Genomic DNA, 19,684 nt, shown 5'->3' with positions numbered 1-19,684 from the left:
CGTCTCAGCCGGATTCCCTGCAAGCCTTGGCCCCTCACCCCGGCCCTCTCCCCGGAGGGGAGAGGGAGCTTTTGGGTGTCAGTCAGGGTGTGGGTTCTGGCCATGCCGCGCTTGGCTCCCTCTCCCCTTCGGGGAGAGGGTTGGGGTGAGGGGGGCGGGGCTTGCCTTGCGCTCATCGAGCAGGGCGTGGGTTTTCTTCACCACGTCTCAGCCGGATTCCCCGCAAGCCTTGGCCCCTCACCCCAGCTCTCTCCCCGGAGGGGAGAGGGAGCTTTTGGGTGTCGGTGAGGGTGTGGGTTCTGGCAGTGGCGCGACTTGGCTCCCTCTCCCCTTCGGGGAGAGGGTTGGGGTGAGGGGCCGGGGCTTGCCTTGGTGCTCATCGGGCGGGCGTGGGTTTTCTTCACCACGTCTCAGCCGGATTCCCCGCAAGCCTTGGCCCCTCACCCCAGCCCTCTCCCCGGAGGGGAGAGGGAGCTTTTGCGGCGGAGGAGGTAGGCCAGGGCGACGCCGGCTTCGTTGGCGAGGATGTCGGGGATTTCCAGGCGGGCGTAGCCGCCGAGGTGCCATTGCACGACTTCCAGCAGCACGCCCAGCGCGGCCATGAGTGCGAACGGCCACGCCTTGCGCAGCAGCCACCCGCCGACCCACGCGACCACGCCGAACAACGCCACGTGCGCGGCTTCATCCCAGCCACTCATGTGCGTGCTGGGATGGCCGGGGAGGCAGTACAGCACCGACAGCGCCAACAACACGGCCCCGCCGAGCACGGCGATCACTGGGCGCGGAGCGTCAGCCACGCGCGACCCGATTGTCGAACCGGCGCGGGGCGTCAGCCACGCGGGGCCACTTCATCGCAGCAGCGCGCCGTGTCAGCCACGCCCGTACACATCCTCGAAGCGCACGATGTCGTCTTCGCCCAGGTAGCTGCCCGACTGCACCTCGATCAGCTCCAGCGGCAACCGCCCGGGGTTCTCCAGGCGGTGCTTCACGCCCAGCGGGATGTAGGTGCTCTGGTTCTCGCTCAGGGTCAGCACTTCGTCGCCGCGGGTGACGCGGCCGGTGCCGCTGACCACCACCCAGTGTTCGGCGCGGTGGTGATGCATCTGCAGGCTCAGGCTGGCGCCGGGCTTGACGGTGATGCGCTTGACCTGGAACCGCCCGCCCATGTCGATCGAGTCGTAGCTGCCCCACGGCCGGTACACCTTGCGGTGGCAGGTGGGCTCGTTGCGGCCGGCGGCCTTGAGTCGGGCGACGATCGACTTGACGTCCTGCACCCGGTCCTTGTGCGCCACCAGCACCGCGTCGGCGGTGTCGACCACCACCACGTCTTCCAAGCCCAGCAGCGCGACCAGCCGGCCGCTGCCCCAGGCCAGCGTGTTGCGGCAATCCTGCGCGACGACATCGCCGTGGTGGGCGTTGCCGTTGCCATCCTGCTCGGCCACTTCCCACAGCGCCGACCAGCTGCCCAGGTCGTTCCAGCCCACGTCGATCGGCAGCACGGCCGCTGCGTCGGTGTGTTCCATCACCGCGTAGTCGATCGAATCGGACGGACAGGCGGCGAAGGCGGCCTTGTCCAGCCGCACGAAGTCGGCGTCGCGGCTGGCGCCTTCCAGCGCGGCGCGGCAGGCGGCCAGCATCGCCGGCTGCTGGCGCTCCAGTTCGGCCAGGAACACCGAGGCGCGGAACAGGAACATGCCGCTGTTCCAGGCGTACTCGCCCGACGCCACGTAGTCGCGCGCCGTGGCCTCGTCCGGCTTCTCCACGAACTGCGCCACCGCGCGCACGCCATCGACCAGCGGCGCCCCCGCGCGGATGTAGCCATAGCCGGTCTCCGGCCCCGACGGCACGATGCCGAAGGTGACCAGCCGCCCCTGGCTGGCCGCCGGCTCGGCCTGGCGCACGGCGGCCTGGAACGCGGCCGCGTCGGCGATCACGTGATCGGACGGCAGCACCAGCAGCAGAGGGTCGGCACCCTCGGCCATCGACTGCAACGCAGCCACCGCAATCGCCGGCGCAGTGTTGCGCCCGACCGGCTCCAGCAGGATCGCCGACGGCACGCAGCCGACCTGGCGCAACTGCTCGGCCACCATGAAGCGATGCGTTTCATTGGCCACCACCAGCGGCGCCGCCGATGCCAGCGGCGCGATGCGCAGCCAGGTGGATTGCAGCATCGTGTCCTTGCCCACCAGCGGCAGGAATTGCTTCGGATAGGCTTCGCGCGACAGCGGCCAGAGCCGCGTGCCGGAGCCGCCGGAAAGGATGACGGGGATCATGGGTTCTCCTTCAACTGATTGCCGCGCCTGTGTGGCGAGCGGCGATGCATGTGTTCTTCGAGTCGGTTGCTATTGTCGGTGAAATGGTTTCGAAAGGTTTCTGGCTGTGGGGGGTTGCGGTCGCGCCAGGGGCGCTCCTGCAAGCGGTCGGGCCTGATGGGATTCCCCCGCAAGCCTTGGCCCCTCACCCCGGCCCTCTCCCCGGAGGGGAGAGGGAGCCCAACGCGGGGTTGTTCAGAACCGCGGGTGGCTGTGCCAGCGCCAGGCGGTGGCGATGATTTCGCGCAGGTCGGTGTAGCGCGGGTTCCATCCCAGCTGTTCCCGCGCCCGCGCGCTGGACGCCACCAGCGTCGGCGGATCGCCCGCGCGCCGCGGCTGCCATTCGAACGGCAGCTCGCGTCCGGTGACCTCGCGCACCGCGCCGGTTACTTCCAGCACGCTGAAACCCTGCCCGTTGCCCAGGTTGAAGCGGTGCGCGCCGGCGTGCCCGTCCAGGTAATCCAGCGCCGCCGCATGCGCCGCGGCCAGGTCGTCCACGTGCACGTAGTCGCGCACGCAGGTGCCGTCGCGCGTGGGGTAGTCGTTGCCGAACAGCCGCAGCGGATCGCCCGTGCCCGCCGCGGCGCGCAACGCGTTCGGGATCAGGTGCGTTTCCGGCGAGTGCGATTCGCCGATCTGCGCCGACGGCGTGGCGCCGGCCGCATTGAAGTAGCGCAACGCCACCGAGCGCAGCCCGTACGCCAGCGCCGCGTCGGCCAGCATGCGCTCGACCATCAGCTTGCTCGCGCCGTACGGGTTGATCGGCGCGGCGGGATGGTCCTCCTCGATCAGCGCCTGCTGCGGCATGCCGAACACCGCGGCGGTGGAGGAAAACACCAGCCGCTGCACGTCCGCCTGGCGCATCGCTTCGAGCAGGGTCAGCGTGCCGGCGACGTTGTTGTCGTAGTAGGCGTAGGGACGCGCCATCGACTCGCCCACCAGCGACAGCGCGCAGAAATGCATCACGGCGTCGTAGCGGCGCGCGGCGAACACACGGTCCAGCGCCTGGCGGTCGCGGATATCCGCTGCCACCAGCTCGCCCCAGCGCACCGCCTCGCGGTGGCCGGTGGACAGGTTGTCCAGCACCGTCACGCGGTGGCCCGCCTCGGCCAGCCAGCGCGCCGCGTGCGAGCCGATATAGCCCGCGCCACCACAAACGAGTACTTCAAGCGTCATCGCATCGGTTCCATATCGTCTATCACTCGCGACCCACCGTAGGGTGGGCTTCAACCCACCGCTCCGTTGCCGCATGGTGGGCTGAAGCCCACCCTACCTCGTCAACGCTTCCCCACTTTTCCCTTGCGCGGCACGACCACGCATCGGTTCCAGATCGCCCATCACCCGCGACCACCGTAGGGTGGGCTTCAGCCCACCGCTCCGTTGCCACATGGTGGGCTGAAGCCCACCCTACGCCGGGACTTCTTCGGTGCGTGCCAGGAACCAGGCGCAGGTTTGCGCCACGCCCAGGCGCAGGGGCATGCAGGGCGTCCAGCCCAGTGCGCTCAACTGCAGCACATCCGCCGACGAGCCGGGCGGCGCCGAGAGCACGCCTTGCACGGCGATGCGGCCGCCATAGCCGACCGCGCCGGCCACCATCTCGCCCAGGTCGTAGATGCCGATGGCCTCCGCGCCCACGTTCATCGGAATGTCGTCGCTGTAGCGGCACATCGCAAACAGCGCCGCGTCGGCCAGGTCGTCCACCTGCAGGAACTCGCGCGGCGGCACCGCGTCCAGCACCACCTCCGGCGCCCGCACCCTGCTGGCCCGGTGCATGCGGCGGATCAGCGCCGGCAGGAACGGCTTGTCGCCGACCAGCCGGTCGCCGGGGCCGTACAGCTCCGCCGGCACCAAGCTGATCGCGTCGAAGCGGTACTGCCGCCGGTAGACCTGGCACAGGCGCAGGCCGGCGAGCTGGGCGATGGCCGGGCCTTCGTGGTCCGGCTCCAGCGCAGTGGTCAGCAACGCGCCGCCGCGCATCGGCGGCAGCGGCTGCGCGGGGTACATGCCGGAGGAAACGATGAAGCAGAACTTCTGCACCGCCGCCCGCCACGCCGCATGGATCACGTTGGCCTGCACCGCCAGGCTCTCGCGCAGCGGATCGCCCAGCCGCCCGCCATCGCCCTCGGCCGCCCCGCGCGCACCTACCAGAAATACGTATTGCGGGCGTTCCTTCAAAAAGAACGCCTCCACCGCCCCTTGCCGCGTGAGGTCCAGTTCGCGCGGCTCGATCAGCCGCACGTCGTTGAAGCCCGCCGCCCACAGGCGACGCGCCACCGCGCTCCCCACCCAGCCGCACTGCCCCACCACGAGAACGCGCGCATCCAGGTCCATATCTCTTCCCCCCGCAACCTTTTTCAGGTGCAAACAACCGTTCGGGCCGACGAGCGGCAACCCGCCTCAGAACGGCCAGACCAAAGGCGTCACCCACAGCACCACCGCGCCGACCACGATCGACAGCGGCGTGCCCACGCGCACGTAATCCATGAACCGGTAACCGCCGGGGCCGTAGACCATCATGTTGGTCTGGTAGCCCAGCGGCGTAATGAAGCTGGCCGAGGCACCCACCATCACCGCGATGACGAACGGCATCGGATGGACGCCCAACTGGTGCGCCGCGGCTATGCCCACCGGGAACATCAGCACCGCCGCCGCGTTGTTGGTGATCACCTCGGTGAACACCATCGTCAGCACATACATCAGCGCCAGCGTCCACAGCGGATCGGACTGGCCCAGCCGCATCAGCACATGCGCCGTGGCATCGGCCACGCCGGTCTGCCCGATCGCGGTGCCGACCGCCAGCGCGCAGGCGATGACCACCAGCAACGGCACGTCCACCGCGCGGGCGGCCTGGCGCAGGCTCACGCAGCCGGTCAGCACGACCGCGACCGCGGCGACCACCGCCGATACGAAGATGTCCACGCCCAGCGCCACGTTGGCCAGGATCATCGCGCCCAGGATGCCCAGCGCCACCAGCGCGTGCCGGGGCTGCACCGGCGGCGTGTCGTCGACCAGGTTCACCATCAGAAAGTCGTGCGACTGCGCAAAATCGCGCACGAACGAGGGCGGCGCCTCCAGCAGCAGGGTGTCGCCGGCCTGCAGCACGATGTCGCCCGGCTTGCGCGCCAGCTGCCGCCCGTGGCGATTGACCGCCACCACTACCGCGCCATAGCGATTACGGAAGCGCGCCGCGCGCACGCTCTGCCCGACCACCGGCGCCATGCGCGAAAGCACCACCTCGACGAAATGCCGCCCGCTGCCGCTGCCGATCCGGAACACCTCGTCGGTGGCATGCTTCAGGCCCGGCAACTGGCGCAATTCGCTCAGCCCGTCGGCCACGCCCACGAACACCAGCTGGTCGTTGCCCTGCAGCACGGTGTCGGGCGTGACCGCCGCCAGCAGCATGCCGTCGCGCTGCACCTCCACCAGGAACGCGCCGGCCAGCCGGCGCAGGCCCGCATCCACCAGGCTGCGACCCACCAGCGGGCCGGCGGCGTCGGCGCGCATCTCCAGCACGTACTCGCGGGTCTCGCGCGCCTGGTCCACCGCGGTGCGGCGATCGGGCAGCAGCCAGCGCCCTACCGTCAGCAGGTACACGCAGCCGCACACCGCCGCCGGCAGGCCGACCCAGGCCGGGTCGAACATCCGCAGTGTCGGCAGCTCCGGGTAGGCCTTCATCAGGCCCATCACGATCAGGTTGGTGCTGGTGCCGATCAGCGTGCACAGGCCGCCCAGGATGGTCGCGTAGCTCAGCGGCAGCAGCAGCTTGGACACCGGGATGCGCGAGCGCCGGCTCCAGTCCTCGACCGCCGCGGTGAGCATGGCCACCACCGGCGTGTTGTTGATGAACGCGCTGAGCGTGGAGGCCACGCCGATCAACCGCGACTGCGCCAGCAACACGCCGCGCGGCCGACCCAGCACCCACGCGCCCACCCAGCGGATCGCCCCCGTGGTGCGCAGCGCCGCCACCACGATCAACAGCACGCCCACCGTCAACACCGCCGTGTTGGTGAAACCGGCCACCGCGTCGGCCGGCGCCAGCACGCCGCTGGCCAGCAGCACCAGCACCGCGCCGGCCATCACCTTCCACGGCGAAAAGCGCTCCCACACCAGCAACGCCAGCGCCCCGGCCACCACCGCAAGGGTCAGCCAGGCGCCATAGCCCAGATCGGTAAAAGTGGGTACTGCCAAGTCGCGTCTCCGTGGATGGGGGGTTTGGGCCCCAAGGCCACATCTGTCTTACCCGTCATTCCGCCGAGGCGGGATGACACCGTGTCGCGGTGATGGCGTACTGGCCATCGTGCTTGCTGCCGGCCGGCCCTGGCCGCTTGCTCTACCTCCGACAACGTCCTGGTCAGCCGGTGGCTCCTGCAGGGGGCTGGGGCTTGGGTGGGTTTCCCCGCAAGCCTTGGCCCCTCACCCAGCGATCTCCCCTGGAGGGGAGAGGGAGCCAAGGCGTCGTGCGGGTGGTGTCCGTGCCGTCTTGCGATAACTCCAACCATGTCCGATTTGCCGGTGACTCCCTGTAGGAGCGCACTTGGGCGCGACCGGGTGGTTCGGGGTCACGCCCCAGTGCGCTCCTACAGGGGCCTGGGCTTGGGTGGGTTTTCCCGCAAGCCTTGGCCCCTCACCCCAGCCCTCTCCCCGGAGGGGAGAGGGAGCCAGGGCGGCGCGCGGGTGGCGTCCGTGCCGTCTTGCGATAACTCCAACCATGTCCGATTTGCCGGCTGGCTAGCGGGGGGTTTGCGGTTTTTCCTCCTGCGATGCCAGCAAGGTTTCGATGACCCGCTGCGCCAGCACGTCCACCGGGGTGCCGGTGGTGTCCAGGCGCAGCTCCGGGTCTTCCGGGGCTTCGTAGGGCGAGTCGATGCCGGTGAAGTTCTTGATCTCCCCGGCCCGCGCCTTCGCGTACAGCCCCTTCGGGTCGCGCTGGGCACAGACGTCCAGCGGCGTGTCGACGAACACCTCCAGGAACTCCCCTTCCCCGAACAGCGCGCGCGCCATGCGCCGCTCGCTGCGGAACGGGCTGATGAAGGACACCAGCACGATCAGCCCGGCGTCCACCATCAGCCGGGAGACCTCCGCCACGCGGCGGATGTTTTCCACGCGATCTTCCTCGGTGAAGCCCAGATCGCGATTCAGGCCATGGCGTACGTTGTCGCCGTCCAGCAGATACGTGTGATAGCCCATCGCGTGCAGGCGCTTTTCCACCAGGTTCGCCACCGTGGACTTGCCCGAGCCGGACAGGCCGGTGAACCACAGGCACGCCGGCTGCTGGCCCTTGATGCGCGCCCGCGCGACCCGGTCCACCTCCAGGTGCTGCCAGTGGATGTTCTCGGCGCGGCGCAGCGCGAAGTCCAACGTGCCGGCGGCGATGGTGGCGTTGGTCTGGCGGTCGATCAGGATGAAGGCGCCCAGCTCGCGGCACTGCGCGTACGGCTCGAACGCGATCGCGTGGTCCAGGCTGAGGTTGCAGTAGCCCACCTCGTTGAGCTCCAGCCGCTTGGCCGGTCGCCGGGCCTGCGTGTTCACGTCCACGCGATGCTTGATCTCGGTGATCTGCGCGGTGACCGTGCGCGTGCCGATCTTCAGCCAGTACGGCCGGCCCGGCAGCAGCGCCGCCTCGTCCATCCACAGCAGGTGCGCAGCGAACTGGTCGGCCACCTGCGGCGGCTGGCTGGCGGCGGCAATGACGTCGCCGCGGCTGATGTCGCGCTCGTCGGCCAGCGTGAGCGTGACCGCATCGCCGTCGGTCGCGCGGTGCAGGTCGCCATCGGCGGTGACGATGCGCGCCACCTTCGAGCGCACCCCGGCCGGCAGCACCACTACCTCGTCGCCCGGTGCAATGGAACCCGCGACCACCTGGCCCGCGTAGCCGCGGAAGCCCTGGTCCGGCCGGCACACCCACTGCACCGGCATGCGGAAGCCCAGCGCACTGGCCGGCCGCGCCACCTGCACCGTCTCCAGGTGCTGCAACAGGCTGGGCCCGCCGAACCACGCCATCTGCTGCGAGCGGCTGCTGACGTTGTCGCCGCGCAGCGCCGACAGCGGAATGGCGGTGACGTGCGGCACGCCCATCTGCGCCGCCAGCTCGCGATAGTCGGCCTCGATGCGGCGGAACACCGCTTCGCCGTACTCGACCAGATCCATCTTGTTCACCGCCAGCAACACGTGGCGGATGCCCAGCAGGCCGCAGATATAAGTGTGCCGGCGGGTCTGCGTGAGCAGCCCCTTGCGCGCATCGACCAGCACCACGGCCAGGTCCGCCGTGGAGGCGCCGGTGGCCATGTTGCGGGTGTACTGCTCGTGTCCGGGACAGTCGGCGACGATGAACTTGCGCTGGTCGGTGCTGAAGAAGCGGTACGCCACGTCGATGGTGATGCCCTGCTCGCGCTCGGCCGACAGGCCATCGACCAGCAAGGCGAAATCCAGCTCGCCGTTCTGCGTGCCATGACGCCGGCTGTCGCCCTCCAGCGCCGCCAGCTGGTCGTCGAACAACAGCTTGGTGTCGTATAGCAGGCGCCCCAGCAGCGTGCTCTTGCCATCGTCCACGCTGCCGCAGGTGATGAAGCGCAGCAGGCTCTTGGTTTCGTGCTGCTGCAGGTAGGCGTCGATGGCCGTCGCCGCGTCCAGTTCGATGCCCATCAGAAATACCCCTCCTGCTTCTTCTTCTCCATCGATGCCCAAGAATCTTGGTCAATAACGCGCCCCTGTCGCTCAGAGGTGCGGGCAACCAGCATCTCTTGGATAACCTTCGGAAGAGTGTCCGCCTCGGACTCGATCGCGCCAGTGAGCGGATAACAACCCAATGTGCGGAAGCGGACCCTACGCATTAAGGGAGTTTCACCGGGGAAAAGCGGCATTCGGGCGTCGTCTACCATAATCAACATCCCATCTCGCTCGACCACAGGTCGCTCTTTGGCCAAGTACAGCGAGGGAACCTCAATCTTTTCACGGTAAATGTAAAGCCATATATCTAATTCGGTCCAGTTAGAAAGCGGAAACACCCGCACACTTTCGCCCTTATGAACCCGAGCGTTGTATAGGCTCCAAAGCTCAGGCCGCTGGTTTTTCGGATCCCAACGATGCTGCGCATTTCGAAAGGAGAATACGCGCTCCTTGGCACGCGACTTTTCCTCGTCACGCCGAGCGCCCCCGATAGCTGCATCGAACTTATATTTATCCAGCGCCTGTTTAAGCGCCTGTGTTTTCATCACGTCGGTATGCACGGCGGAGCCGTGAGTGAAGGGCCCAACACCTTGGCGAACCCCGTCCTCGTTAGTGTGGACTAACAACCGACAACCCATTTCACGGGAACGACGATCCCTAAAGGAGATCATCTCGCGGAATTTCCAGGTAGTGTCAACGTGCAACAGGGGAATAGGTGGGCTGGCTGGATAAAACGCCTTATACAACAAGTGCAACAATACAGACGAGTCTTTGCCTATGGAATAGAGAAAGACTGGGTTCGCAAACTCCGACGCTACCTCACGAATAACTCGTATGCTTTCAGCCTCAAGCGCGCGAAGCCCGCTGTCACGATCGATCATCATATTATTCACCCTGCTAAGCATCATGCATCGTCAACCAATAGTTCTCGTATAGCCCAAATGAAGGCCGGGGGCGCGCTTCCACTAAGCTCACCACCCTCTAGCCCTCGCTCCTTGAATGCATCCAGCATGCGAAAAAGATCAGCCTGTTCCCGTGCAATGTGTACACCTTTGATGGACTCAAGCCGGCGAATGGTTGCAGTTTGATGTTCGTTGCGGTGCTCACCATTTTGAGCGATTCTTGGCATAACTATTATTGGCTTACTGTGTGTGAGCGCGCCCAAGATAGTGCCCATGCCCGCGTGCCCGACGACAAGTGCCGCGCGTCCATATAAAAAATCAATTTCTTTAGCATTTAAGAATGGAGCGGATTTAAAACTCCGCGGCACATACGTGCATCTTCCAATCTGCCCAAAAATTTCCATATCAGGGTGAACGGCAGCCCAATTATCGATCGCACTGATCAATCGGTCGAACGGCAATTGGGTCCCCACGGAAACAAAGATCATAAAACGGACCCCAAATAACGAGGCCCCTCCGCATCAGCTATCTCCCGCCACTGCGTGAGCCACTGGTCCGCCCACGGCCTGACTCTGCTGCCAGCCAATGACATTTCTTCCGCGTTCGCGACACTGTCAATCCAAATAGTTTTAGCGCGCATCATCTTCCCAAATACAAGCGCGAAGTAGCCGGGTGCCGCCCCCGTAGTAAGAACGACATGCGGCCGAATGCGGACAACAATGAGTGCCATTTGGAGGGCTGAAAACATGAGCGCCCACTTGTTTGTCCAGTTAGCTTCCCGAACAACGAACGACCTATCGCCATCAACTTGGTCAGCACAACTCCTACTGGTTGTGGCGTAACAAACCAGCATTCCTTCGAAAGCCGGACGCAAACGCAGTAGTTGCGTCCAGTGTCCGCCGGCAGAAGCGACCGCGAGCACGCGCCTAGAGGCAAACTTTCCCTTACCAGTATCTCCGCTAAAAGGCGCGCTCATGCGTTAGCTCCGTCATAGCCCGTCGCGAGCACCCGCTTTATGGCGAAATCGTCCGTGGGATGAGAAAAATACACACCGTTATTGGGGCCGAACGGTCTCCAGTGAACTACGCCAATATTGGCCTCGGGCATTTCAAATCTCATCCGCGGCCTATGGCATGGGCGGTCTTGGAGAACGAATAAAAATTTAGGCTCGCGTACCGCGTCTTGCAGCCGAAGAACCACCCCGGTGTAGTCGACCCAAGACTGGTTCGACGGCGAAGGAAACTGCCCCCCAGGGAACCCGTGCAGCCAGTCGGGTCTCTGCTCAGCATCCAGCAGAATCATAGTTACGAAATCCACCTGATCCTGCCCAGCAAGATTTCTGAACCGAGAGACAGATCGCTGATAGTAGGAAAAAGCCTCTGGCGAGGAGACAGGGTTTTTATGGTTAAACAGGCTACTGTGATAGCGTCTGTGTCCCGCCTTGCCACCCTTCGACTGGATCAAATCTCGGTCTAGAAAATGACAGAAGTCTGAATCGATGGCGTCCAGAACGATATCAGCAGAGCTAAATATCCAGTCGAAAGGGTAAGACGCTTCCTTCAAGCCGGTTTGCTTTATATACCACGCGGCTGAACAGTTCTGTCCTAATGATATGGTTGTTTGCGCCCCTAGCTTAAGCCGAGTGAGCTGCACGCAAACATCAGATATGCTTTGCATGTACTCTTTGGCAATGGTTTGGCTTATTTCTCGACCGCCTTCGCTACCGCCGCGACTAGCTATGCGCCGTAAAAACCCTGCGCTCCGCCACATCATCGTACTTCCACCATTTCCAACTCACTGAAAGATTTCTTCCAGCCTGCTTCGTATATCTCGCGAAAGCTTCTCGCTCCCTCCGACAGTTCCTCACTACGCTCGCACGCCCTCGGGATCACTTTTATAAAGCTCTCTGCCGTGTTGTCGACTGTCATACCCAACCCCGGATACATTTCATCGAGAGTGGCGGTTGATGAGCGGACAACAGCCTTCGCATAGCCAAGAGCTTCATTTAGGGCACACATTTGGACGGACTCGTCCGTGGTTAGGCAAACAATTACATCAGCTTTTGCGAGCAAACCGAAATATTCGGAGAGAGATGTATATCCCGTGAACCTCACATTCGGCAAACCAACCAGCGAGCGATAGAACCATTGAGCTCGTGCGTAGTTACCGGTTAATACAAACCGAATTCGCTCGTGCCCAGCCAACCGTGAAATAGCTTGAGCTAGTTCCTCCAGTGGTTCATCCTTTCTATATGAAAGCGGCACCAGCACAACCATATCGTGCTTTTGCATGTCGTTGCTGCCAAGTTCGGTAGCCTCACTAGGCAGCGGATCTGAGAGAACGCGCACCGGCATTGCCAACGCCTCCGAGAACTGCTTGGCGATCATGGGATTGTGAGCCACGACTTCACAGTGAGCTTTTAATATTCTCTTAACAAAAGGCAGCGCGAGCCATAGTGGGCGCAGTGCTCCATTATGGCAGTCAGCCACGATGGTGCACCTTGGATGGCGCCAACTCAGAAAGGGCACCATATAAATGATTAGAGTCGGGGGCAGAGTTAGTAATAGCAGACCTTCTGGCTCTTTAGTGAGCCAACGGTGAGCGCGCCATAACGAAGATATAAAGGCGAGGGCATAGTCGACTGGTTTTAAGGCCCGCATGCCGAACTTAGGACGAAGGTGCACATCGCGAAATCCCAGCCGTTGACACATCGACCGCGCTCTGACTATGTCTTTTCCCCAAGAGATGAAAATTCCCGGCCTGTTTCGAAATCCTGATTGCTTCATGACTTACCCCGGCGATTACAAACGCTACTCCCGTGCCAACTAACGAGAAGGCAGAGTGCGCAAACAAGCTAGTTAGAAGAATACTGAGACATAATTCAGCCGACCAACGTAGCGTGTAGCTGTTTGTTCTGGAAATAATCCAAAACTGATAAAAGAGAAGTAGGTACGCAAATATGCCGACCCAGCCAAGCGTGATGGCATAAACAGCAACGGAGCCCTCAGACTTGCCGAGGTAGTTGTCACTAACCGCCCCTTCTGAGCTTAGCTCGCTTGCCACTGACACGTGGTTGGTCGCTAGCCCATCACCCAAGGGGGATGTGCCAAGGGAGGCAAAGCCAACCGCCACGTTAGAAAAATGGTTCGCAACAGAGGGGCCCAGAAACGCTCCCTGGCCGGTCACTATCAGAATATTTACGGCTAAGGAGGCTACCACCAGGCAGGCGGCAGTCAGCCTAAACCCAACCAGACGTATGGCCATAAAAAAGGCTATCGTCAAAAGACCGCCCTTAGATAGGGTAAAGAACACACCGCCAAACAAGCACCCTATAAGAGCTATCAAAGCTATACGACTTTCCCATTTTACGCGGCTTCGATAAAGAAACGTGCAAAGGAGGAGAGCGATCGAGAAAAACCTGCCCAAGCCCACGGGATCAATAAAAAAGGACACCATCCTGGGAAAGGCTGTTCCCGTAAGATCTACAAAATCCCAGTCAATCCAGCTTCGGGGAAGCCCGTACTCAGGGGATATCGGGTCCTCGTTATTTGATATTGCTAGGTAAAAGTTCCTAAGATCAAATTGTCCCCAAAAATCTGAACCCAAGAAATGCTCAAGGTAGCCGACAAACAGCGCTAGCACTGCAACGGCTAGTACGACATAGGGGAGTAGCCGTTCTCCGGCGGATTTGTCGAAGTGATAAAGGGAGGCGCCCACAAAATATGCAAACGGCACGAAAAAAACGAACTGCATGTTTTCGAACAAGCTACCCAAGGTCCCGCCACGGACGGCAGTCATCCCGATGCCATATGTCGTGACCAAGATTAGATACAGGCCCATAGGGGTAAAGGCATAGGACCTAATCACCCGCTGACGGACTAGCAATATCAAAGCCGGAAACACAACCACCAGATATTTTAGAAAACTAAAATGGGACTGGCCCCCTGTAACCGTTACGACTATCAGGCCAACGAAGTTAAGCACGTATATAGAGGCAAAAGCTATGGCGATTAAGATGCGGTTTAGAGACACTGCTTTTTGATCCTCTCCATCAGAAGATCTGACCGCCGCCCATCGGGGAACATTCTCTCAAAATCAGCGCGGGCCATAAAATTATAGCTGCTCGTGGTTCCCACCGGTAAAGCAACGTTCTTTTTCCAGGACTCCGCTGGTGATATAAGGCTATCCAAGTCCACGACCCTTTTCCGCATCGGAATGCTTATCAAGCCGCTGAGCTTTGAGAGAATCTCTGTCGGATGTTGAACAAAGCGGGCGTAGTCAACAAAGTAATGAGAAGCCGCGCCGAGATATTGTTGATGGCACAACAGGTCGCTTTCCCATCGCTCAACGCAAGCTCGGATGGTACGCGTTCCACTCCAGTGTTGCGGGTACGTCTTGGCGGCCATCCAAAGCGAACGTACTGTTTCGTATCGGTCGCGCACGATATGAACAAATACAGCGGACGGTATATGCTTCTTTATCTGTGGCACATAAATCAAATGCCGGGGTGTTTTCTCCAGGAACCCGTGAGAGCCTTCCTTGTCGGTTATGCGCCGAAATAGATCGAGATAGCGCTCCAGCATCGGCATCTCTTTGGTCTGAGCTAAGTTGTATCTCGCCGCAATAGATATGTACGTCCGTATTAGCTGGCGGCGACCGGTATAGAATTCTCGCGAAAGCGCGCCCCTTGGGTGCATTCGCGGAAATAGGTGGGTTTCTTCACAACTGGAGAGGCTCAGGTGGTTAACCATCTTGGATTGTAGGAGCGTGGTTCCCGAACGAGGCGTGCCTACAATGAAAAAGTATCTTGCTGCGTCCATATTTTTCACCACCCGAGCGCGCCGCTTTTGCCACCGGCTTCGCCGTTCCTCTGGACGCCAAGCGCGGGAAGCGTCCAAATCCCCAACCTGCGTCTAACCAAGTACACTGCCCCCCCATTTTGTATTAAAGCGGTTACTACTAGGCCAGTTGCTGCACCGACGAGTCCCCAGAAGTAAACCAGCAAGGGATAGCTAGCCAAGGTAATGGCCGTTGATGTGAGCGTTAGGTTACGCATGGAACGTTCGTTGCCTGTCATGTTCAACACAAAACCTACCGACCCAGTTGCTACGTTAATTAGTTGGGCCAGTGCGATTATGCGTAGAACATTCGCGCCTGCCCCGAACTCCTCGCCGAAGACTTTTAAAATCAACTCCGGTAGAGCAAGACAGGCAGCAACGAGCGGCACAACCGCTAAAGTTGCGCCGAGCGCAGCTTTTCGAGCAATCCGCTCCAAGCCGAGCAGATCGCCCACTCGATGGCGATCTGAAAAAATTGGGGGAACAACCATATTTAAGGCCGCTTGCACAAAGCCTATTAAAAGGGCTGCTCGTTCTGCCGCGCTAAAGAGTCCCACCTCCCCTGCGCTAAGGAGGGCGCCAGTGATGAAGATACGACCGTTTTGTTGAAAGAACGCAACGACAGTCATAAGCGCGAACTCATTGCATGATCGAGTGAACTCCTTTCCGGAAACCTTCTCGACGGTTGGCGCACTAACGGTCCGGCGATGCACTTCTACGGCTATCGCGCAGGTTATGGTTGAAGCTGCAAAAAAGCTCCAACCGGCCAGCGCCAAGCGGGGCCAGCTCGACGGCGCGTAACTATTTATTCCAAACAGGAGAACGGCGGCAAGGAAGGATACCGCCCCGTTTTCGAACAGGCAGGCCGTACTTGGCTTGCGTGCCGCTTTGAAGCCCCCAGCGTAAATCCATGCCGCGGTAAATGGGATCACCGCTAGCGCCGTCGGTACGAGAAGCTGCCTGGCTTCGTGACCCAAGATGGTTGGCCACGCAAAAGTGCAACAAACAATGAAACCGGATAAAACGGAGCTCGCGGTCACCCCGAAGCGCAGTGCCTGCTGAAGGAACGCCCCGCCATGTACGGCCCCCTCTCGAACCACCATGAATCTCATTAAAGCTTGGTCCGAGCCCCGCCGCCCGATTATTGAAACAAGCAATAGTGCGGCCTGTGATAGATAAAACCAGCCCAAGCCTTCTCTTCCGCAAACCCGCCCGACTACAATCGCTAGTAAAACGGATCCCACCGCAACTAAACTGCGGGTTACGAACGTGCGCACGGAAGAAGCAAGGATGCTTCCGCTAGCGGCGTTCCGAACAAACCTATGCAGCATTGGCGCTGACTCTCAGCGAACGCCCGCGCCCGATGCCGTAATAGGCCAGCCCCGCCTCCTCCACCTGCGCCGGGTCGTACAGGTTGCGCCCGTCGAAGATGGCCGGGTCCTTGAGCGTGTCGCGGATGGCGGCGAAGTCCGGCGCGCGGAACGCCTTCCACTCGGTCACGATGGCCAGCACGTCCGCCCCTTCCAGTGCTTCGTACGCGTCCTCGCACAGCACCAGGTCGGCCCGCTCGCCGTAGATGCGCGTGGTTTCCTCGCGCGCCTCCGGATCGAACGCACGCACCGTCGCGCCCGCGGCCCACAGCTGCTCCATCAGGCGACGGCTGGAGGCCTCGCGCATGTCGTCGGTGTTGGGCTTGAACGCCAGGCCCCACAACGCCACGGTCTTGCCCTTCAGCTGGCCGCCGTAGTGCCGCTCGATCAGCTCGAACAGCTTGCCCTTCTGCGCGTGGTTGACCGCCTCCACCGCGCCCAGCAGCTTGGCCTCGTAGTCCACCGTGCGCGCGGTGCGCTCCAGCGCCTGCACGTCCTTGGGGAAGCACGAGCCGCCGTAGCCGGCGCCCGGGTAGATGAAGTGGTAGCCGATGCGCGGGTCGGCGCCGATGCCGCGGCGCACTTCCTCGATGTCCGCGCCCACGCGCTCGGCGATGTTGGCGATCTCGTTCATGAAACTGATCTTGGTCGCCAGCATCGCGTTGGCCGCGTACTTGGTCAGCTCGGCCGAGCGCTCGTCCATCACCACCGTGCGGTCGTGGTTGCGGTTGAACGGCGCATACAGCTTGCGCAGCACGCCGATCGCCCGCTCGCTGGAGCTGCCGATGACGATGCGGTCAGGGCGCAGGCAATCCTCCACCGCGTCGCCTTCCTTGAGGAACTCGGGGTTGGAGACCACGTCGAACGGGATCACCGCACCGCGCTCGGCCAGCGCCTGGGCGATCGTGGCGCGCACCTTGTCGGCGGTACCCACCGGCACGGTGGACTTGTTGACCACCACCGCGTAACGGTCCAGGTGCGCGCCGATGCTGCGGGCCACGTCCAGCACGTAACGCAGGTCGGCGCTGCCGTCCTCGTCCGGCGGCGTGCCGACGGCGATGAAGATGACGTCGCCGTGCGCCACGGCGGGCGCGGCCTCGGTGGTGAAGTCCAGCCGGCCGCTCTCATGGTTGCGCTGGACCATCGGCGCCAGGCCCGGCTCGAAGATCGGTACCTCGCCCTGTTTCAGGCGCGCGACCTTGGTCGCGTCCACGTCCACGCACACGACGTGGTTGCCAACTTCGGCGAGGCACGTACCGGTGACGAGCCCTACATAGCCGGTGCCAAAAATACTGATCTGCACTTCATTTACCTATTACTGCTGCCGCACCGGCAGCCGTCCGAATTGGGTTGCACCCGCCGCGCGTGGCGAGCGGCGGTTAAAAAGCGTTCTTGCCGGTGAGCAGAACCCAGGGCGTGAGGACTACGACCTTCAGGTCCAGCCAGAGGCTCCATGAGTTGATGTAGAGCAGGTCCATCTGGACCCGCTGCGCCATCTTGTCCAAGGTATCGGTCTGACCACGGAATCCCTTGATCTGGGCCAGCCCGGTAATGCCTGGCTTGGCCCCGTGGCGCTGCATGTAGCCGCGTAGCTGTTCGCTGTATTCGCGGTTGTGTTCCACCGCGTGCGGGCGAGGGCCGACGATGGACATTTCGCCGCGCAGCACGTTGATGAGCTGCGGAAGTTCGTCGAGGCTGGAACGCCGCAGGAAGCGGCCGAGCGCAGTGACGCGCGGATCTTTTTTGGTTGCTTGGGTGACCTTGCCGTCGCGTTCCGCATGCATGCGCATGGAACGGAACTTCCAGACGTCGATTTCCTTGCCGTTGAGGCCGTGACGCTTTTGACGGTAGATCACAGGGCCGGGTGAGCTGAGCTTCACCGCCACGGCAATGGCCAGCATCAGAGGGCTCAGCAGGAACAGGATCACGGCGGCAAGCACGCGGTCCTCGATGGCCTTCAGCACGCGCGCATGGCCGACGATGCGGCTGCCGCGGAGGGTGATCACCGGCACGCCTGCGATGCTGCCGGCGCTCTGATTGATCAGCTCGTAGCCCAGCATGTCGGGCACGAGGCGTACGGCGGTGGGAATGTCCGAGGTCGCGGCCAGCAGGCGTTCGATCAGCGCCTCGGCGCGCAGCGGCAGGGCGACCCAGATCTGATCGGGCGGATCGCTGCGAAGACGTTGCAGGAAGCTTTCGAAATCGCCCAGGCAATCGGCGTCGGTTTGCTCGAGTTGGTCGTAGTCGGTGGCGACGTAGCCCTGCACGTCCATGCCCAGCCACGGGTTGTTGCGGGTGGCGGCCAGTACGCGGGCGCCGGCGGCGGTGGCGCCTACCAGCACGATGCGGCGGTGGTCCCAGCCGCGGGCGCGCACGACGCCGAGTGCGGCGCGCACCATCAGGCGGTTGCCGGCCATCAGTACCAGCGCGGCCAGGAACCAGCCGCCGGTCCACAGGCGGGAGAATTCCTCGTTGGCCTTGATGGCCCAGCCCCAGGCGATCAGCAGGCCCATGACGGTGAGCCAGGCCAGCGCGATGCGCAGCACTTCCGCGCCCAGGCTGGCGCCGCGCCAGCTGCGGTAGATCTGGAAGCCGGGGAAGATCAGCAGCACCAGTACGCCGGCGCGCAGCAGTTGCGCGCTGTAGGGCATGTGCACCGGCAGGTGGAAGCGCAGGCGGTGGATGACGGCACCGGCCAGCAGCACGATGGCCACGTCGCCGATGCGCACCAGGATGTCGAGCAGCGCGCCGTATTTGGAAATGAATCCCGTCGCGGTGCGTTGCTCCGCGAGTCCGTTGCCGATTGCGAACATCGAGTCCTGCCCCCTGAATCCTTCCTGGGGCGGCACCGCCGCAAGGTGGTGTCGCTCCTGTCTTGCGCGGGGGCGAGCGACCCGGACCCCCCGGAATCGCGTTGCTGCCAGTCCCCCTCGCGGGTCGACCCCTGCTTTTACGGCAGCGATCGAGTATCAACAAAACGTGAAGGGACTTGCAAGAATTTTGCGGAGTCGGTCACGGTTTTGCCGCTCCACGAAAGCCATGCTTGCGCGGTTTGGCAGGTGACAGAGGTGAGGGTGGCTGGCGGCGCAACGCCACGGCCGGCCTGGCGCGGAGATGACGCGCCGCCTTTGTCGTGTTTTTGCTGCCGTCGGGTGGTTGGCTCAACCACCGGAAACCCCTGTTCCCAAAGGGGATGTTAGTCAGTCGACCTACGGCGCGACATGCCCGTGTATCGCAGGTTTGATACGTACAGGTAGGTGCGTGGTGGGAGGCTGCCTTGGGGTTTCGGTTGAGGCTGTCGCCTGGGCTGCCAGGCTTGGTGCGTTGTTTGGGTTTTTGCCGGTTTCGGGTTCGAATTTGCGTGGGTGTTCGCTCGCGAGCGAAGGGCCTCCCCCTCTCCCCAACCCTCTCCCCCGGCTGTGCCGGGGGAGAGGGGGCTTGGGCTGCGGTTGCGTTGGGTTGACGGGGGTTTTGGCCGGTTCTGTTGATCGAGCGCGGGATTTTCGGGGTTCGAGTGAAAGGCCTCCCCCTCTCCCCAACCCTCTCCCCCGGCTGTGCCGGGGGAGAGGGGGCTTTGGGCTGCGGTTGCGTTGGGT

At 62.8% G+C, this 19,684-nt stretch carries 16 protein-coding genes; all 16 read right to left on the bottom strand.

Going from position 1 to position 19,684, the window contains the following annotated elements; translation table 11 throughout:
* Positions 1–440 precede the first annotated feature (440 nt).
* The 16 genes from OSC30_RS16265 to OSC30_RS16195 all read right to left on the bottom strand — a co-directional run bounded on the left by OSC30_RS16265 (position 441) and on the right by OSC30_RS16195 (position 18,901).
* Positions 441–797: a VanZ family protein gene (locus OSC30_RS16265; RefSeq protein WP_267172898.1), complete on the bottom strand. Its 357-nt coding sequence runs from the start codon at positions 795–797 to the stop codon at positions 441–443.
* Positions 798–869: 72 nt separating this feature from the next.
* Complete coding sequence (locus tag OSC30_RS16260) at positions 870–2,273, bottom strand: mannose-1-phosphate guanylyltransferase/mannose-6-phosphate isomerase (RefSeq protein WP_267172897.1); 1,404 nt, start codon at positions 2,271–2,273, stop codon at positions 870–872.
* Between the two features lie 234 nt (positions 2,274–2,507).
* Positions 2,508–3,488, bottom strand: coding sequence for a UDP-glucose 4-epimerase GalE (gene galE, locus OSC30_RS16255; RefSeq protein WP_267172896.1), 981 nt, complete (start codon positions 3,486–3,488; stop codon positions 2,508–2,510).
* Between the two features lie 231 nt (positions 3,489–3,719).
* A complete protein-coding gene (locus OSC30_RS16250) occupies positions 3,720–4,643 on the bottom strand; it encodes an NAD-dependent epimerase/dehydratase family protein (protein ID WP_267172895.1) in 924 nt (307 codons plus the stop codon).
* A gap of 66 nt (positions 4,644–4,709) precedes the next feature.
* A complete protein-coding gene (locus tag OSC30_RS16245; RefSeq protein ID WP_267172894.1) occupies positions 4,710–6,500 on the bottom strand; it encodes an SLC13 family permease in 1,791 nt (596 codons plus the stop codon).
* A 540-nt stretch (positions 6,501–7,040) separates the two neighbouring features.
* Positions 7,041–8,954 (bottom strand): sulfate adenylyltransferase subunit CysN, encoded by a 1,914-nt coding sequence (gene cysN / locus OSC30_RS16240; protein ID WP_267172893.1) that lies wholly within the window; start codon positions 8,952–8,954, stop codon positions 7,041–7,043.
* Positions 8,954–9,862: a sulfate adenylyltransferase subunit CysD gene (cysD, locus tag OSC30_RS16235; protein WP_267172892.1), complete on the bottom strand. Its 909-nt coding sequence runs from the start codon at positions 9,860–9,862 to the stop codon at positions 8,954–8,956. The genes cysN and cysD overlap by 1 nt, the downstream gene beginning before the upstream one ends.
* A gap of 20 nt (positions 9,863–9,882) precedes the next feature.
* Entirely contained in the window at positions 9,883–10,368 is a 486-nt protein-coding gene (locus tag OSC30_RS16230) for a glycosyltransferase (RefSeq protein WP_267172891.1), read from the bottom strand.
* The gene (locus OSC30_RS16925; protein WP_425474761.1) at positions 10,365–10,733 is read right to left on the bottom strand and encodes a hypothetical protein; all 369 of its coding nucleotides are present in this window, start codon (positions 10,731–10,733) and stop codon (positions 10,365–10,367) included. Before OSC30_RS16925 ends, OSC30_RS16230 begins: the two co-directional genes overlap by 4 nt.
* Positions 10,734–10,852: 119 nt before the next feature.
* Complete coding sequence (locus OSC30_RS16225; protein WP_267172890.1) at positions 10,853–11,653, bottom strand: DUF1796 family putative cysteine peptidase; 801 nt, start codon at positions 11,651–11,653, stop codon at positions 10,853–10,855.
* Positions 11,650–12,369 (bottom strand): glycosyltransferase, encoded by a 720-nt coding sequence (locus tag OSC30_RS16220; protein WP_267172889.1) that lies wholly within the window; start codon positions 12,367–12,369, stop codon positions 11,650–11,652. Before OSC30_RS16220 ends, OSC30_RS16225 begins: the two co-directional genes overlap by 4 nt.
* Positions 12,370–12,547: 178 nt before the next feature.
* The gene (locus tag OSC30_RS16215; RefSeq protein WP_267172888.1) at positions 12,548–13,678 is read right to left on the bottom strand and encodes a hypothetical protein; all 1,131 of its coding nucleotides are present in this window, start codon (positions 13,676–13,678) and stop codon (positions 12,548–12,550) included.
* 224 nt (positions 13,679–13,902) lie between these two features.
* On the bottom strand, positions 13,903–14,700 hold the full coding sequence (locus OSC30_RS16210; protein ID WP_267172887.1) for a sulfotransferase family protein: 798 nt from the start codon (positions 14,698–14,700) through the stop codon (positions 13,903–13,905).
* A 5-nt stretch (positions 14,701–14,705) separates the two neighbouring features.
* Entirely contained in the window at positions 14,706–16,049 is a 1,344-nt protein-coding gene (locus OSC30_RS16205; protein ID WP_267172886.1) for a lipopolysaccharide biosynthesis protein, read from the bottom strand.
* On the bottom strand, positions 16,039–17,391 hold the full coding sequence (locus OSC30_RS16200) for a UDP-glucose dehydrogenase family protein (RefSeq protein ID WP_267172885.1): 1,353 nt from the start codon (positions 17,389–17,391) through the stop codon (positions 16,039–16,041). Before OSC30_RS16200 ends, OSC30_RS16205 begins: the two co-directional genes overlap by 11 nt.
* A gap of 76 nt (positions 17,392–17,467) precedes the next feature.
* Positions 17,468–18,901: an undecaprenyl-phosphate glucose phosphotransferase gene (locus tag OSC30_RS16195; protein ID WP_267172884.1), complete on the bottom strand. Its 1,434-nt coding sequence runs from the start codon at positions 18,899–18,901 to the stop codon at positions 17,468–17,470.
* Positions 18,902–19,684 lie beyond the last annotated feature (783 nt).

The organism is Frateuria hangzhouensis, assembly GCF_026410505.1.
Lineage (GTDB): Bacteria > Pseudomonadota > Gammaproteobacteria > Xanthomonadales > Rhodanobacteraceae > Frateuria_A > Frateuria_A hangzhouensis.
The sequence above is the reverse complement of the archived record's forward strand: the minus strand, read 5'-3'. Positions and strand labels throughout refer to the sequence as shown.

What these genes read in the sequence shown, in the direction of transcription:
- OSC30_RS16210 (WP_267172887.1), bottom strand. Translation starts at nt 14,700, where the DNA reads ATGGACGCAGCAAGATACTTTTTCATTGTAGGCACGCCTCGTTCGGGA.
- OSC30_RS16205 (WP_267172886.1), bottom strand. Translation starts at nt 16,049, where the DNA reads ATGCTGCATAGGTTTGTTCGGAACGCCGCTAGCGGAAGCATCCTTGCT.
- OSC30_RS16225 (WP_267172890.1), bottom strand. Translation starts at nt 11,653, where the DNA reads ATGATGTGGCGGAGCGCAGGGTTTTTACGGCGCATAGCTAGTCGCGGC.
- OSC30_RS16250 (WP_267172895.1), bottom strand. Translation starts at nt 4,643, where the DNA reads ATGGACCTGGATGCGCGCGTTCTCGTGGTGGGGCAGTGCGGCTGGGTG.
- OSC30_RS16230 (WP_267172891.1), bottom strand. Translation starts at nt 10,368, where the DNA reads ATGATCTTTGTTTCCGTGGGGACCCAATTGCCGTTCGACCGATTGATC.
- cysN (WP_267172893.1), bottom strand. Translation starts at nt 8,954, where the DNA reads ATGGGCATCGAACTGGACGCGGCGACGGCCATCGACGCCTACCTGCAG.
- OSC30_RS16195 (WP_267172884.1), bottom strand. Translation starts at nt 18,901, where the DNA reads ATGTTCGCAATCGGCAACGGACTCGCGGAGCAACGCACCGCGACGGGA.
- galE (WP_267172896.1), bottom strand. Translation starts at nt 3,488, where the DNA reads ATGACGCTTGAAGTACTCGTTTGTGGTGGCGCGGGCTATATCGGCTCG.
- cysD (WP_267172892.1), bottom strand. Translation starts at nt 9,862, where the DNA reads ATGATGATCGATCGTGACAGCGGGCTTCGCGCGCTTGAGGCTGAAAGC.
- OSC30_RS16260 (WP_267172897.1), bottom strand. Translation starts at nt 2,273, where the DNA reads ATGATCCCCGTCATCCTTTCCGGCGGCTCCGGCACGCGGCTCTGGCCG.
- OSC30_RS16215 (WP_267172888.1), bottom strand. Translation starts at nt 13,678, where the DNA reads ATGACTGCCGTCCGTGGCGGGACCTTGGGTAGCTTGTTCGAAAACATG.
- OSC30_RS16925 (WP_425474761.1), bottom strand. Translation starts at nt 10,733, where the DNA reads ATGCTGGTTTGTTACGCCACAACCAGTAGGAGTTGTGCTGACCAAGTT.